Here is a 14,641-nt window from a genome sequence, read left to right on the forward strand (position 1 = left end):
AACCACAGAACGTCTTTCAAAGAACGCCTGTCCTGGAACGGTGTAACGGTGTATCGGTATTCAGGAATGGGTGGTGAGCGAGCCGGTCAGCGTGGCGTTCAACGACACCAAAGTGCAGTAGCCACTCATGGCTTGATTGGTTGCGCTCAACACGTGGGTAGAAACGTCGACGGCAGCTTCAACACAACACTGCCTTTGGTTACGCTGAACGGACCCGGCGGGCTGAACCCCGCCGCAACCGCAATGAATGAGGCAACGCCCAGAGCCGCTGACATCGAACCCAGGCGTGCTGTTTTCACAAGGCTTTGCATTGTCATGTTCCCCAGACAATAAATACCGTATCCAACCGGTGCCTCACACGAGGCACCGGTCTTTCAACGGGGTGATCAGCCCTTTACGGAGTCGCGCTTACGGGTTAACGGTCAGCGTTGGGGCAACAACACTCAGCGAAACCACGGTGCAGTTGCCGGTCAGCGCCTGATTGGCTGCCGAAAGCGTTTTGGTGCCTGGAGTCCAGGTAACAGCGATGGTGGTTGGCCCGCAGTTGGTGGCCGGGATCGAGGTGATCTTGTAGCCGACGTTGGTTACGCTACCGGTGGTACCCGTTGCAGCCGTCAGTACCCAAGGCAGGTTGGTCAGCGTTGGCAGGCCACACAGACCGCCACCGGTCAGGGATGCGCCATTGATCGAGGCCACGCCACCGCTAACGTTGCCGGTAAAGGTGATGCCGCAGGTCACGGCTGCACCGAAGGACGAAGGCGACTTCACGACGATGGTGCCAGCGTTGGTCGAGAACGGACCATCCGGGGAGATGGAAGCCGCGCTGGCCATGGAAGCTGCGCCGAAGCACACTGCGAAAGAAGTTGCACAAACGAGGGTTTTCAAGCTTTTCATTATTTTTCCTCACATGTTATGGCGAGTCATTTCGCCAGGGGTAATGGCCATGATCGAGAGGTCACGGTGAATCTGCAGAACTTCCCTTTCCAGCCAAATTTCAATTCAATTACCGCTACAACATCCCACTGTTACTCAACAACTTTGAAACTCGGCGGCATCTTGATCGACACCGTCTTGATCTTGCAGTCTTCGCCGATAGGCACATTCGACGCTTCCAGCTTGCCGGTGGCGTTATCCCAGGTTCCATCGGCAGTAGAAGGCCCGCACTTGCCGCCCAAACCAAAGGCATGCACATCCACGGCGATCTTCGACATCGAGCCGCTCCTGGTATCTTTAGCCACCAATACCCACGGCAAGTTGATCGCTTCCACCCGGCTGCACTTGAGCCCGCCGTCGAATTCAACTTTGTCGACATTCACCGACGACCCATCCGCCGCCACTTTGCCGGCGACCTTGATGGTGCAATCCGCGCTGATCAGCGCGCCTTTGGAAAAGCTGATGGGGCCCTGGGCAGTAAACGCGCTGCCGGCAGGTTCGATACGGGCGGCCTGGGCCTGGTGGTAAACGATCAGGCCCAGCGCGGCCAATACAATGTGCGTGGTGAACTTGGCAGGGTTTTGCATGGTGTACGTCCTTCCCTTCATTTTATTTTTTGTTCGGGTCAAACAACTGTCTTGCAACTAAGCCGTACTCGAAACCGGTAAAGCCTGGGCGATGAAAACCTGCGCGATACACAGATCCCGAGTACGCCCTACAACTGACTGCTTTCGTTAGAAGGGTCTGGTGGTGTTGCTGTACTTCTCCAGGTACTTCAAACGCTGTGAAGGTTGAAGATTGGTCAGGGTAATATCCCCGGCGTAATGATTAAGTACCCGGTGATCCATGCGTCGTCGCCACAAGTACGGTACATACGCCCAGACAATCATGCTGGCATAACCGTATGGGAGTTGCGGCGATTCATCAAAATGACGCAGTGACTGATAACTTCTGGTTGGGTTGGCGTGATGGTCGGAGTGCCGCTGCAGTTGGAACAGAAAGATATTGGTGACAATCCGATTACTGTTCCAGGAATGGCGTGGCGAGCAACGCTCATAACGACCGTTGGGCAACTTCTGGCGTTTCAGGCCGTAGTGCTCGACATAGTTCACCACTTCCAGCAGCGAGAAACCGTAGATGCCCTGGATGATCAGGAATGGAATCACTGCCGCGCCCAGCCAGGCAATCATCGCGCCCCACAACACCACGCTGTACATCCAGGCGCTGAGTACGGCGTTCTTCCAGTGCCAGGCCGGCAGGCCGAGTTTGCGCAGGCGTTCACGCTCCAGGTTCCACGCCGAGCGGGCGCTGAACCATACCGAGCGCGGCAGGAAGGCCCAGAAGCTCTCCCCCAACCGCGAACTGGCCGGGTCTTCCGGGGTGGCGACGCGCACGTGGTGGCCACGGTTGTGTTCGGTGTAGAAGTGCCCGTAGAAGGTCGGCGCCAGGGTGATCTTGGCCAGCACGACTTCCAGCAGGCGCGGCTTGTGCCCCAGCTCATGGGCGGTGTTGATGGCGATGCCGGTGGCAGCGCCAGTGGACATTGCCATGCCCAGGTAGGTGAACCAGCTCACCTCGCCATGCAGCTCGGTGCGCGCGGTGATGAACGCGGCGGTTTTCGCCAGCCAGCTCGACGGGTCCAGGGTGGCGGTGGCATGCAACAGGCCACCATTGATAATCCAGTCGATACCGCCTGCGGCCAGCCACCCGGTGACCACCAGGGATGAGATGACAAACAGCACGCCGGTGTAGACGATCCAGCGGTAGTAGCTTTGGGATTCGAGGTTGCTGACGGCGGACTCGGGCGGGTTGCTGACGTCTTCACCCAGCAGGCCGTCGATCAGCGGGATCAGGCCGAAGATCACCAGCACACCGACCCACCACAGTTGTTGCACGCCGGTAGTGATGGCCAGGGCGCCAGAGAGCATTGGGGTTGCCAGGGGCATGATGCCGAGCCACCACAGGTGGCGCTTGCCGTCGGTCCAGACGTTCGGGGCAGCCAGGGTCTGATTCATGGCAGCCTCCGCACGACGCAGGTAGGCAGGGAGCAAAAATCAACACTGGACAGGTACACGGAGCGGTGACTGCCCCGAGAATTCAACCATGCGATAAAAGGCGTTTTTTTCATTATTTTATTCGCTCTTAGGCATTTCAAAAATTGTTTCAAATTAGACATTGAAATAATTTTTTTAAATAAATAGCGCGGAATCGTTAGGTCGTCAACTAGTTTCTTGAACCCTTTTGAACGTGACCGGGCAGTCTCTTTTTCAGCCGTTTGGTCAGGTGTCTAGGGCAAGCATTGACGAGTTCGAACCGCGAGTTCAGTCGCACAATTATTTACTCGCCAACGCAAACGGCGGGTGCAACACCGTGGCGCTTTCCGGCGGCCGGACGCGCTTGGCTATCTGCTCGACCACCGCCGCGACACGCTCGGTGGCCGTGATCGGCAACATATGCCCGCGCCCTTCCACCAGCTGCGGCTTCAGGCCCGGCACCAGGCTGGCCAGGGCCTGCCCATGTTTGCGGAAATCCAGCACCTTGTCCTGCGCGCCATAGATCAGCCCGATCGGCAACGTCAGCTGCGGGTAGCGCTTGACCATGTCCGGCAGGAAATCGTTGACCAGGTTGATCTCGGTGGAGGCGGCATAGAAGTTCTCGGGCCGCATGCCCAACAAGCCGCCGCCGCGGGTGGCGAAGTCTTCCGGGGCCGGGTCGGGGGCAAACACGCCCTTGACCACCGAGCCTTTGGTCAGCAATCCGATTGGCATGGTCAGGGTGTGCGACATAAAGCGTCGCAGCCATCCCGGGCGTATCGCCAACGACATAAACACCAGCGGCAGCAGGCGCTGGGGATGGGTCAGGGGCGCCACCAGGATCAATCCGGACACCGCGTGGGGATGGTCCAGGGCCAGTGCCAGGGCAATCGCCCCGCCGAGGGAATGCCCCAGCACCAGCGGCTTATCCAGGTCCAGCGTCTGGATAAAGCTGGCGACTTGCCGGGCCTGGCCAGGCAGGTCCGCGGCCGTGCCGGCATGCCGGGTGGAATAACCCGACCCCGGACGATCCACGGTGATCACTCGAAAGTGCTCACGCAATCGGGCAGACAAGGCGTACGTCAAGTTGCGACTGCTGCCCATCAGCCCGTGGATCATCACCAGCGGTGGGCCCTTGCCCTCGTCTACATAATGAAAGCGCTCGCCGTTGATCTCCAGAAAGCGCCCGTTGATCGGAACAGCAGCCTCTATACGCCGTGTCATCCGGGCACTGAAGGCCCACAACACTACGCTTAACCCTACACACACACCCGCAGCGACAACCCACTCGACAGCCATAGCTCGGTCCTCTGCATCCCTGCGTTGCTGGCGGCCCGACCGGTATTGGTCAAGGCCTCAGCCATCGTCCACCCTGGACCTTAACTGTGTGCGTACAAGCTCTCGTCCGTCGGATAAGTCGCACATGAGGAACTGGGTCGTAGCCTAGACGATATTTTCAGGTAGATTATTTAAAATCTTTTTTAAAATAAATAATTCAATTTTCCTTTGCAATGGTGTTCTATCTAAAAAGCCAAAACAAAAACAAGGAGCACATCCGATGTCGACACCCGTAAGGCGCCACCGGCCCACGAGGGACAGCCTATGAATGCCCATGACACCATCGACATCGCCATCATCGGTTCCGGATTTGCCGGGCTGTGCATGGCGATCAAACTCAAGGAAGCCGGGTTCCACGACTTCTTTATTGCCGAACAGGCCGATGCTCTCGGCGGCACCTGGCGGGACAACCACTACCCCGGTTGCGCCTGCGACGTGCAATCCCATGTCTATTCGTTTTCCTTTGCGCCCAACCCGGACTGGACCCGGCAATTTGCGCCACAGGCGGAGATTCGCGCCTACCTGGAGCAGTGCGCCCGGCGCTTCGAACTGGCGCCGTTCCTGCGCTTTGGCATGGGCCTGGAGAAGGCGGTATTTGATGAGGCGCAACAGCGCTGGAGCCTGAGCTTCAGCAATGGCCGCCAGGTGAGTGCGCGGGTGCTGGTGTCGGGAATGGGCGGCCTGTCGCGCCCGGCACTGCCGGATATTCCGGGCCTGGACAGCTTCAAGGGCAAGCGCTTCCACTCCCAGCAGTGGGACCACGAGTATTCATTGAAGGGCAAGCGCGTGGCGGTGATCGGCACCGGCGCCAGTGCCATTCAGTTCGTGCCGCAGATTGCGCCGCAGGTGGCCCACCTGGACCTGTTCCAGCGCACCCCGCCGTGGATCATGCCCAAGCCCGACCGGCCGATTTCACGCTTCGAGCGCTGGGCCTTCAAGCACCTGCCGTTCACCCAGCGCCTGGTACGCGGCGCGTTCTATTGGGCACTGGAAGGTCGCGTGGTGGGCTTTGCCCTGCACCCGCGCCTGATGAAAATGGTGCAGAAAATCGCCGTGCGCCACCTGCACAAACAAGTGGCCCGCCCTTCCCTGCGCAAGACCCTGACGCCGGACTACACCATCGGCTGCAAGCGCGTGCTGATCTCCAACGACTACTACCCGGCCCTGTCCCGCAGCAATGTGCAGGTGGTAACCGACAACGTGCTGCGCATCGAGGCCGACGGGGTGATCACCGCCGACGGCATCAAGCACCCGGCCGACTGCCTCATCTTCGGCACCGGCTTCCAGGCCACCGATCCGCTGCCCCGCAACTGCATCATCGGGCGCCACGGCATCGACCTGATGGACACCTGGCAAGACGGCGCCCACGCCTACCTGGGCACCACGGTGCCGGGCTATCCGAACCTGTTCCTGATCGTCGGCCCCAACACCGGGCTGGGGCATAACTCGATGATTCTGATGATCGAGGCCCAGGTCACCTACATCCTCGATGCCCTGCAGCAAATGCAGCGTCATCGCATCGCCACGGTGGACGTCAAGCCGGCGGTGGAACTGGCCTACAACGCCAGGCTGCAGGAAAAACTCAACGGCACCATCTGGTCCACCGGCGGCTGCAAGAGCTGGTACCTGGACCCACGCACCGGCAAGAACACCACGCTGTGGCCCGGCTCCACCTGGCGTTTCAAGCAGGTCACCCGGCATTTTGCCCTCAAGGACTACGTCGCCAGCCTGGTGCCGATACCGTCCACCGCGCGCCCGGCCGCAACGCCCCACACCACCGCAGAAGGGAGCCTGTCATGAAGTCATTCAACGGCCGCGTGGCGGCCATTACCGGCGCCGCTTCCGGCATGGGCCGCGCGTTGGCCCTGGCGTTGGCGCGTGAAGGCTGCCACCTGGCGCTGGCGGATAAAAACAGCCAGGGCCTGGAGCAGACCGTCGCACTGATCAAGGCCCAGGTGCTTGCACCGGTGCTGGTCACCTCGCAGGTGCTGGACGTTTCCGAGCGCCAGGCCGTGGAAGACTGGGCCGCCCGATGCGCCGCCGAACATGGCCAGATCAACCTGATCTTCAACAACGCCGGCGTCGCGCTGTCGAGCACCGTCGAAGGCGTGGACTACACCGACCTGGAATGGATCGTCGGGATCAACTTCTGGGGCGTGGTGTACGGCACCAAGGCCTTTTTGCCGTACCTCAAGGCCAGCGGCGATGGGCATGTGGTCAACACTTCCAGCGTGTTCGGCCTGTTCGCCCAGCCGGGCATGAGCGGCTACAACGCCACCAAGTTCGCCGTGCGTGGTTTTACCGAGTCCTTGCGCCAGGAACTCGACCTGCAGAAAAGCGGGGTCTCGGCCACCTGCGTGCACCCTGGCGGGATCCGCACCGACATCTGTCGCAGCAGCCGGATCGACGCCAACATGACCGGCTTCCTGATTCACAGCGAACAGCAGGCCCGGGCCGACTTCGAAAAGCTGTTCATCACCGACGCCGACCAGGCCGCCAAAGTGATCCTGCAAGGCGTACGCAAAAACAAACGCCGCGTGCTGATTGGCCGCGACGCCTATTTTCTGGACCTGCTCGCCCGCTGCCTGCCTGCCGCCTATCAAGCGCTGGTGGTGTTGGCCAGCAAACGCATGGCGCCCAAGCAACGCAATGCGCCCTCGCCCGTCCTTGAAACCAACGAAGAACACCGTCTCTGAACTGGAGTACCGACCATGCTGCCGATTCGCCGCGACCTCCGTTTTGCCCTGCCGGCCGAACGCATCAAGGACTGGCATGAACAAGGCCCGTTCATTACCCACTTTTTCAACGCACTGTCGTTGCTGTTTCCCCAGGGCGAGCTGTTCTTCATGGACAGCGTGCGTCACTATCGCCAGCGCATCGAAGACCCGGAGCTGAAGAAAGAAATCCAGGGCTTTATCGGCCAGGAAGCCATGCACAGCCGCGAGCACGTGGCCTACAACGATCTGCTGCAGGCCGCAGGGCTGCCGGCGAATACCCTCGACCGTCGGCTGAAGATGATCCTCGACGCGCAAAAGAAATACCTGCCCGCCTCCTTCAACCTGGCGGTGACCATTGCCCTGGAGCACTACACCGCGATGCTCGCGGAAATCCTCCTCAGCGACCCGTCGCGGTTCGGGGATTCGGTCAAGGGTTACCAGCAGATGTGGTACTGGCATGCCCTGGAAGAAACCGAGCACAAGGCGGTGGCGTTTGATGTGTGGAACAGCGTGATCAAGCCCGGGCCCAAGCGTTATCTGCTGCGCACTTCCACCATGCTCATCACCACGGGGCTGTTCTGGCTGACGATCCTGGACTTTCACCTGCGCCTGTTGTTTGCCGACCGGCGTTCGGGCGGGCATTTGAAGGGCTTCTGGCGGATGCTCAAGTTTCTGTACGGGCCCAAGGGCGTGTTCCCGCGCATGGCGCTGCCCTGGTTGCATTACTTCAAGCCCGGGTTCCATCCCTGGGACCACGACAACCGGGCACGCCTGGCGGGCATTGACCGCCTGGTGGAGGAGATCGAGCAGGCCCATAAAGGTTATGGGCCCGCCTGAGTCCGCTTAGCGCTGGGTCGGGATCCGAATATCGCCATCCCGGCACTGGCTCTTGACGCTGCGCGGGCAGCCGGCAAACGCCAGGTCCTTGGTCAGGCACACCCGCACCTCGGTCAGCACGGCACCCTTGCAGATCACCGCAAGGCCATGGTTGCCCATGGCCGGGTTGCTCTCGCGAAACAGCGCTTCGATGTCCCGCGCGCCCAGGCCGCTTCGGACATTGAAGGGCTCAAGCTGCTGCGGGATCTTGACCACGCTGAGCGCTGCATCGGTCTTGTCCAGGTAAGCCGAAGCCTCAAGGCCGCTGCAGGTGCCGTGCTTGGCCCATTCATGCCTGAGCAGTTTGGGCGACGGGAACAGTGTCCTGCCCCGGGCGAAGTCTGCATCCGACAAGCGCGACTGCGGCTCACACGAAGCCGGCCAGCCGCCCTTCGCGTACTGCGGCCACAGCCCATGCAGGACAAAACCGTAGCCCTTGCCCGAACACTGCTGGTCGTCCGGGTGCGTCAGGCAGAAGGTCGGCGACCAGGACAGCGACAACACATAAAAGTCAAACTCCCCGGCCTGCCCCTGGGCCCGTGGTGCTGCTGTCGCGGCCCCGGCCAACGCCAGGCAAAGCACAATCCAGGCTGCTTTCATTTTCATCCGTTCATTCCTTAAAAAGACAAAATCAAAGCACCGCTAGACCGCCAGGTTGGGGTTACGTTGTAGCACCCGGTCCATGACCCGGTCGGTCTTCAACGCCTCGATCGCCAGTGCCGGGTGTTTGCTCTCGCCACGAATATGCGCATTCATCCCCAGCACGTGATGCCACTGGATATGTGCATGGTTGGGCACCTCCAGCACCTCGCTGGTCTCGCCCTCAAGCCGCAACGGCGCCTCATCGAACACCGAAAACGTGATGCGGCCCTTGCTGCCGATCATCTCCACCCGGTCTTCGCGCCGGTCGGCGACAAAGTTCCAGCAGCCCATGCCCAGCGCGCCCGAGGCGAACGTCCAGCAGGCGGTGACGGCATCTTCGGCGGCATAGCGCCCCGCCTGGCGCGCGGTAAACCCGGCCACCTCGACGATATCCCCGACCAGGTACTGGAACAGGTCAAAACCGTGGCTGGCCAGGTCGGCAAAATACCCGCCGCCGGCAATCGCCGGGTCGGTGCGCCAGTTGGCACTGCTGGCATCGTCTTCCGAAGGCGGCTTGCACAGGGTCCAGGTCAGATGACGCAATTCGCCGATGCGCCCGTCCTGCAGCCAGTCCCGCACCTGCTGGAAGCGTGGCAGGGAACGCCGGTAATAGGAGACAAACAGGTGCAGCCCGGCCTGTTCGAAGGTGCGCTGCATCAGCGCGCTTTGCTCGGCATTCAGGGACATGGGCTTCTCGACGCAGCAATGCTTGCCGGCAGCGGCCACCATCAGGCTGTATTCGAGGTGGCTGTCGGGCGGTGTGGCGATGTAGACCGCGTCTACTTCCGGGTCGTCGATCAGCGCCTGGGCGTCAGTGTAGAAACGGGCAATGCCGTGGCGTGCCGCATAATCGCGCACGGCCTCCTCGCGCCGCCCCATCACGGCCACCAGCGCAGAACCTGGCGCTTTGTAGAAGGCGGGTCCACTCTTGAGTTCAGTGACATCGCCACAGCCGATCATGCCCCAGCGTACGGTGTTCATCTGCATCTCCTTCAGGTGAGTTTTTTTCGATGGGGCAGTATCGGTGTTTTCCGGCCCCCTCTCCACCCTGCCGGATAAAGACTGAGCATGACAATTGCATTACACTTTTATGACAATCATCCAGCTGCGGGGGCACAGACGATGAAAATAAGGGCCACGGTGATTTGCGAGCACGACGGGCACATCCTGTTCGTGCGTAAAGCCCGATCGAAATGGGCATTGCCCGGCGGCAAGGTCGAGCGCCATGAGCGCCCGGCAGGTGCTGCCGCACGAGAACTGGAAGAGGAAACCGGGCTGAACGTGGACGGTTTGCTGTTATTGCAGGAGCTGAAGGCCAGCGACACCCTGCACCATGTGTTCGAGGCGTCGGTGGTGAATATCGAAGATGCCCGGCCCCTGAGTGAAATCAAGGAATGCCAGTGGCATCCCTACAGTCGCCTGGATGACCTGGACACCACCCAGGCCACCCAGAAAATCGTCAAATCCTTCCTGCGCCGTCTCTAAGGCGCCGCCAGTTCCGGGCTTTGCCCGCTGCACAACAACGCCTGTCTTACCAGACCATTGGCTTTCTGCCGTTCGACAAAGGATTTGACGAACGCGGCAGCGGCTGCGTGCGCTGCCGGTACCGCGACCGCCTGGCTGATGCTCATGAAGTCATCCTCCAGCAGGCGCCAGCGCTCATCCAGCCGGGTTCGCAGGTAATCCCGAACCCCGGCCGCGGCGTTCAGGCCTTGCTCGATAAACAGGTCTACGGCACCCGCCGAGGTCGGCGCGCGTACCAGTTCGGCATGCTGCACCGTGCGGCTCAGGTACAGGTCATACGCGGCACCCTGGCCGACGGCGATGCGTTGGCCCGGAGCATCGAGTTGGGTCACGCTGCCCAGGGGTGAATCCACCGCCACCAGGTACGTACCCTTGATGATCACGTAGGGCGCGCTGAAGGCGATTTCCTGCTCGCGCACCGGTTCGATGGCCAGGAATGCCACGCGCCAGCGGTCATCGCCCAGCGCGGCGAAGACCTTGCCCGCCGCATCAAAAGTGATCAACTCAAGGTCGACCGCCAATTCATCGGCCAGGGCCCTGGCCAGCGCCACCGACACGCCCTGGGGCTGGCCGTCCTCGCCGCGCTGGGCCAGCACCGGGTTGCCAAAGTTGATGGCAGCTCTGAGCACACCCTCGGGGGCCAGTTGTTGCAGTACCTGCGGGTCAATCATTACGCGCTCCTTGAACGGTTCTTTGCACGGTCTTGCGAATGACGAAGGGCAAGACGCCGCCGTGTTCAAGGTAACCAACCTCCTGCAACGAGTCGAGGCGCAAGGTCAGGGGGGTACGCGTGGTCTCACCGGTGGCGCGGTCAATCTGCAAGGTGATCGGGTTGTCGCCGACCTGCAACGCGTCCAGGCCGAGGAAACTCAGGGACTCACTGCCGTCGAGGTTCAAGTCCTGCACCGATGCGCCTTCATCGAACACCAGCGGCAACACACCCATGCCGATCAGGTTACTGCGATGGATTCGCTCGATACTGCGGGCCACCACCACCTTGATCCCCAGCAGGGTCAGGACCTTCGCTGCCCAGTCGCGGCTGGAGCCGGCACCGTAGTTGATCCCGGCGAACAACACGGTGGGTGTACCGGCGTAGCTTTGCGCGGCGAGGTACAGCGGCAGGTAGTCGCTGCGGTCGGCATTCCAGGCCCAGACGCCCTGGCGCGGGGGCTGGTCGCAGGACAGCAGATTGTTCAGGCGCGGGTTGGTAAACGCGCCGCGCACCATCACTTCGTGGTTGCTGCGCCGGGTCGAATACTGGTTGAGGTCCGCCAGCGCTTCACCGCGCTCCCGCAGCCAGTGCCCGGCCAGGCTGTCGGCCGGAATCGTGCCCGCCGGGGAGATATGGTCGGTGGTGACGTTATCCCCCAGCACCACCAAAGCCCGGGCGTTGCTGATGGCCAAGGACGCGGCCGGCACCGGCGTTACCCCGGCAAGGTACTGCGGGCGGCGCAGGTAAGTGGAGGCCGGGTGCCAGGCAAACTGCACGCTGGCGTCGGCTTCCAGCGCCTGCCAATGGTGAGTGCCTTGCCACAGCAGTGCCTGGCGCTGGTGAAACAGCGCCGGGCGCACCACCGCCGCCACTTGCGCGGCCACCTCGGCTTCGCTGGGCATCAACTCATGCAGGAACACCGGCTGGCCGTGGGCATCCATCGCCAGCGGCTGGGCCGACAGGTCGGTGTCGATGCTGCCGGCAATCGCATAGGCCACGCACAACGCGGGCGAAGCAAGGTAGCCGGCAGGGACTTTCGGGTTGACCCGGCCTTCGAAATTGCGGTTGCCCGAAAGCACCACCACGCCTTTCAAGCCCTGCTCGGCGAAGGTCTCGACATGGCGTTCGAGGCTGCCGGAATTACCGATGCAGGTCATGCAGCCAAAGCCCGCCAGGTCGAAACCCAGCGCGGCGAAATCCTCCAGCAAGCCGGCGGCTTCCAGGTAATCGGCCACCACCCGTGAGCCTGGCGACAGCGACGTCTTGACCCACGGTTTGCGCGTCAGCCCACGGGCGCGGGCGTTGCGGGCGAAGAGCCCGGCCTGGATCATCTGCGCCGGGTTGGCGGTGTTGGTGCAACTGGTGATGGCCGACATCACCACCGCGCCATGGGTGATCGGCACCTGGAATGACGGCTCGAAGAAATCCTGCTTTTGCGCGCATACATGCTGATGAAACGACGCCCCGGCCTGGGCCAGGGACTGGCGCTGATGGGGCTGATGCGGGCCGGCGACACTCGGTTCAACCTGCGCCAGATCCAGCTCGATCAACTCATCGAACACCGGCTCGGGATCGTCGTCCCGGCGCCACAGAGATTGCGCCGACATGTAGGCCGAGACCTTGTTGATCAAGGCCTGCGGGCGCGCACTCAGGGTCAGGTACGCCAGCGTCTCGTCATCAAACGGGAAAAACACCACGGTCGCACCGTATTCCGGCGCCATGTTCGCCACGGTGCCCCGCGCCGCCCAACTCAGGGACGCCAGGCCCGGTCCGGTGAACTCGACAAACTTGCCGACCATGCTGCGCCGGCGCAGCAGTTCAGTCACCGTCAGTGCCAGGTCAGTGGCCGTCACGCCGTCGCGCAACGCATTGGTGACGCGAATGCCCACCACCTGCGGATAAGGAATCGGCACCGGTTCGCCGAGCATCGCCGCCTGCCCTTCCAGCCCGCCAACGCCCCAGCCCAGCACGCCGATGGCATTGATCATCGGCGTGTGGCTGTCGGTGGCGACCATGCAGTCGGGGTGCAACAGCACGTGGCCGTTGCGCGGCGCGCTTTCCCACACCACCTGGGCGATGGACTCCATGTTCATCTGGTGGATGATCCCGGTGCCCGGCGGGATCACCTTGAAGTTATCCAGGCTGGCCTGGGCCCACTTGATAAAACGGTAGCGCTCGCTGTTGCGGCGAAAATCGATGTCCAGGTTGGCATCCACCGCGCCCGCCTCGGCGTAGTGCTCGACGATCACCGAATGGTCGATGGTCAGCACCGCCGGGATCGAGGGGTTCACCGCCCGGGGATCACCGCCCAGTTCGGCCACCACATCGCGCATGCCGGCGAAATCCGCCAGGGCCGGCAGGCACGTGGTGTCGTGGAACATCAGCCGGTTGGGCTGGAACGGCACCTCGCAATCCGGCCCTTCGCCGATGGCCCGCGCCACTACCTGTGGCAACGAAGCCGGGGCGCAGCGGGCAATGTTTTCCAGGAGAATGCGCACGGAATACGGCAGGCGCTGCAGTTGCGCCGGGGTCAGCAACTGGTGCAGATCGATCCAGGCAAAGCGCTGGCCGTCGATGTCGAGGTGACTGAGATACTCACTCATAGCTGTTTGAATACCCGCTCGATACGCTCAAGGCCCCAGTCCAGTTCTTCGCGGGTAATGGACAACGGCGGTGCGATGCGCAGTACGTTTTCGTGGGTTTCCTTGGTCAGCAGCCCTTCGGCCAGCAGCGCTTCGCAGATGGGCCGCGCATCGCGGTCCAGTTCCATGCCGACCCACAAGCCACGCCCGCGAATCTCGCGGATGGCCGGCGAGTGCATGGCCTTCAGGCGCTCCACCAGGTAGTGGCCCAGTTGCGCGCTGTTATCGATCAAGCCCTCCTCTTCCAGCACCTTCAACGCTTCCAGGCCAATGGCCGCCGCCAACGGGTTGCCGCCGAAGGTCGAGCCGTGGCTGCCGGCGTCGAACAGGTCCATGATCGAATGATCAGCGACGAACGCCGACACCGGCATGATCCCGCCGCCCAGGGCTTTGCCGAGGATCAATGCATCGGGGCGAATGCCTTCGTGCTGGAAGGCAAACCACTTGCCGGTACGGCCCAGGCCGGACTGGATCTCATCGAGGATCAGCAAGGTGTTGGTCTGGTCGCACAGCTGGCGCAGTTCCCGCAGGAAACCTGCGGCCGGCACGCGAATGCCGGCCTCGCCCTGGATCGGCTCGATCAGCACCGCGCAGGTGTCGGCGGTAATGGCCTGGCGGAAACTCTCGATGTCACCGAAGCGCGCCTCGGTGAAACCGTTGCAGAATGGGCCGAAGTCGGCCTTGTAGTCCGCCTCCGACGAGAAGCCGACGATGGTCGAGGTGCGGCCGTGGAAATTGTTGTCGGCCACCACGATGTTGGCCTGATTGGCCGGGATGCCCTTGATCCGGTAGCCCCAGCGTCGCGCCGCCTTGATCGCGGTTTCCACAGCTTCGGCGCCACTGTTCATCGGCAGGGCCGAGTCGAAGCCCGTGATGCGGCACAAGGTCTTGAGGAAGTTGCCCAAGGGTTCGCTGTAGAACGCCCGGGACACCACGCTGATCTTGTCGATCTGCGCCACGGCGGCGGCGCGGATGCGCGGGTGGACATGGCCGTGGCTGACGGCGGAATAGGCCGACATCATGTCCAGGTAGCGCTTGTCATCATCACCAATGGCCCAGACGCCCTCGCCCTTGACGATCACCACCGGCAAGGGGGAATAGTTGTGGGCGCAGAATTGGTTTTCGAGGGTGATTGCCGGGTTGGGGTGCATGGTGGGGATGTCCTGCCGAATAAATAATGAATGAACAACAAAGACCCAATGTGGGAGCGGGCTTGCTCGCGAA

13 protein-coding genes are annotated in these 14,641 nt (G+C 62.0%); 4 read left to right on the forward strand and 9 right to left on the reverse strand.

Annotated elements, in window-relative coordinates; genetic code table 11:
- Positions 1–408 precede the first annotated feature (408 nt).
- From praB to HX821_RS15345, 4 genes are all read right to left on the reverse strand, one after another.
- A complete protein-coding gene (praB, locus tag HX821_RS15330) occupies positions 409–894 on the reverse strand; it encodes an alkane oxidation protein activator PraB (RefSeq protein ID WP_177022784.1) in 486 nt (161 codons plus the stop codon).
- 131 nt (positions 895–1,025) lie between these two features.
- On the reverse strand, positions 1,026–1,520 hold the full coding sequence (gene praA / locus HX821_RS15335) for an alkane oxidation protein activator PraA (RefSeq protein ID WP_177019417.1): 495 nt from the start codon (positions 1,518–1,520) through the stop codon (positions 1,026–1,028).
- 147 nt (positions 1,521–1,667) lie between these two features.
- Positions 1,668–2,948, reverse strand: coding sequence for an alkane 1-monooxygenase (locus HX821_RS15340; RefSeq protein ID WP_177035983.1), 1,281 nt, complete (start codon positions 2,946–2,948; stop codon positions 1,668–1,670).
- Between the two features lie 318 nt (positions 2,949–3,266).
- A complete protein-coding gene (locus HX821_RS15345; RefSeq protein WP_177035984.1) occupies positions 3,267–4,265 on the reverse strand; it encodes an alpha/beta fold hydrolase in 999 nt (332 codons plus the stop codon).
- A 303-nt stretch (positions 4,266–4,568) separates the two neighbouring features.
- Here HX821_RS15345 and HX821_RS15350 point away from each other — a divergent pair, with 303 nt between their 5' ends.
- From HX821_RS15350 to HX821_RS15360, 3 genes are read left to right on the forward strand one after another with little or no spacing between them, the layout of a single operon-like run.
- A complete protein-coding gene (locus tag HX821_RS15350) occupies positions 4,569–6,104 on the forward strand; it encodes an NAD(P)/FAD-dependent oxidoreductase (protein WP_003214655.1) in 1,536 nt (511 codons plus the stop codon).
- Positions 6,101–7,000, forward strand: a complete 900-nt coding sequence (locus HX821_RS15355; RefSeq protein ID WP_003214652.1) for an SDR family oxidoreductase — start codon at positions 6,101–6,103, stop codon at positions 6,998–7,000. Before HX821_RS15350 ends, HX821_RS15355 begins: the two co-directional genes overlap by 4 nt.
- Before the next feature lie 15 nt (positions 7,001–7,015).
- Complete coding sequence (locus HX821_RS15360) at positions 7,016–7,858, forward strand: metal-dependent hydrolase (protein WP_003214649.1); 843 nt, start codon at positions 7,016–7,018, stop codon at positions 7,856–7,858.
- A gap of 6 nt (positions 7,859–7,864) precedes the next feature.
- Here HX821_RS15360 and HX821_RS15365 read toward each other — a convergent pair whose 3' ends face one another.
- Both HX821_RS15365 and HX821_RS15370 read right to left on the reverse strand, forming a co-directional pair.
- A complete protein-coding gene (locus HX821_RS15365) occupies positions 7,865–8,503 on the reverse strand; it encodes a ribonuclease T2 (protein ID WP_003214647.1) in 639 nt (212 codons plus the stop codon).
- A gap of 36 nt (positions 8,504–8,539) precedes the next feature.
- Positions 8,540–9,520, reverse strand: a complete 981-nt coding sequence (locus tag HX821_RS15370; protein ID WP_087694134.1) for a Gfo/Idh/MocA family protein — start codon at positions 9,518–9,520, stop codon at positions 8,540–8,542.
- A gap of 141 nt (positions 9,521–9,661) precedes the next feature.
- On the opposite strand from HX821_RS15370, the gene HX821_RS15375 reads away from it, so the two are divergent.
- Entirely contained in the window at positions 9,662–10,024 is a 363-nt protein-coding gene (locus HX821_RS15375) for an NUDIX hydrolase (RefSeq protein ID WP_177035985.1), read from the forward strand.
- Here the strand turns inward: HX821_RS15375 and HX821_RS15380 are convergent.
- The 3 genes from HX821_RS15380 to rocD are packed head-to-tail and all read right to left on the reverse strand — an operon-like array spanning position 10,021 to position 14,568.
- Positions 10,021–10,734 (reverse strand): transporter substrate-binding domain-containing protein, encoded by a 714-nt coding sequence (locus HX821_RS15380; protein WP_177035986.1) that lies wholly within the window; start codon positions 10,732–10,734, stop codon positions 10,021–10,023. The two genes, HX821_RS15375 and HX821_RS15380, sit on opposite strands and share 4 nt — an antisense overlap.
- A complete protein-coding gene (gene acnA / locus HX821_RS15385; RefSeq protein ID WP_177035987.1) occupies positions 10,727–13,378 on the reverse strand; it encodes an aconitate hydratase AcnA in 2,652 nt (883 codons plus the stop codon). The genes HX821_RS15380 and acnA overlap by 8 nt, the downstream gene beginning before the upstream one ends.
- Complete coding sequence (gene rocD, locus HX821_RS15390; protein WP_177035988.1) at positions 13,375–14,568, reverse strand: ornithine--oxo-acid transaminase; 1,194 nt, start codon at positions 14,566–14,568, stop codon at positions 13,375–13,377. Before rocD ends, acnA begins: the two co-directional genes overlap by 4 nt.
- Between the last annotated feature and the right edge of the window lie 73 nt (positions 14,569–14,641).

Origin of the sequence: Pseudomonas sp. B6001 (assembly GCF_013386015.1) — a bacterium.
Lineage (GTDB): Bacteria > Pseudomonadota > Gammaproteobacteria > Pseudomonadales > Pseudomonadaceae > Aquipseudomonas.

Excerpts from the sequence above, each read along its gene's own strand:
- HX821_RS15360 (WP_003214649.1), top strand. The coding sequence starts at position 7,016 with ATGCTGCCGATTCGCCGCGACCTCCGTTTTGCCCTGCCGGCCGAACGC.
- HX821_RS15350 (WP_003214655.1), top strand. The coding sequence starts at position 4,569 with ATGAATGCCCATGACACCATCGACATCGCCATCATCGGTTCCGGATTT.
- acnA (WP_177035987.1), bottom strand. The coding sequence starts at position 13,378 with ATGAGTGAGTATCTCAGTCACCTCGACATCGACGGCCAGCGCTTTGCC.
- HX821_RS15380 (WP_177035986.1), bottom strand. The coding sequence starts at position 10,734 with ATGATTGACCCGCAGGTACTGCAACAACTGGCCCCCGAGGGTGTGCTC.
- HX821_RS15365 (WP_003214647.1), bottom strand. The coding sequence starts at position 8,503 with ATGAAAATGAAAGCAGCCTGGATTGTGCTTTGCCTGGCGTTGGCCGGG.
- praA (WP_177019417.1), bottom strand. The coding sequence starts at position 1,520 with ATGCAAAACCCTGCCAAGTTCACCACGCACATTGTATTGGCCGCGCTG.
- HX821_RS15370 (WP_087694134.1), bottom strand. The coding sequence starts at position 9,520 with ATGAACACCGTACGCTGGGGCATGATCGGCTGTGGCGATGTCACTGAA.
- HX821_RS15355 (WP_003214652.1), top strand. The coding sequence starts at position 6,101 with ATGAAGTCATTCAACGGCCGCGTGGCGGCCATTACCGGCGCCGCTTCC.
- rocD (WP_177035988.1), bottom strand. The coding sequence starts at position 14,568 with ATGCACCCCAACCCGGCAATCACCCTCGAAAACCAATTCTGCGCCCAC.
- HX821_RS15375 (WP_177035985.1), top strand. The coding sequence starts at position 9,662 with ATGAAAATAAGGGCCACGGTGATTTGCGAGCACGACGGGCACATCCTG.
- HX821_RS15345 (WP_177035984.1), bottom strand. The coding sequence starts at position 4,265 with ATGGCTGTCGAGTGGGTTGTCGCTGCGGGTGTGTGTGTAGGGTTAAGC.
- praB (WP_177022784.1), bottom strand. The coding sequence starts at position 894 with ATGAAAAGCTTGAAAACCCTCGTTTGTGCAACTTCTTTCGCAGTGTGC.
- HX821_RS15340 (WP_177035983.1), bottom strand. The coding sequence starts at position 2,948 with ATGAATCAGACCCTGGCTGCCCCGAACGTCTGGACCGACGGCAAGCGC.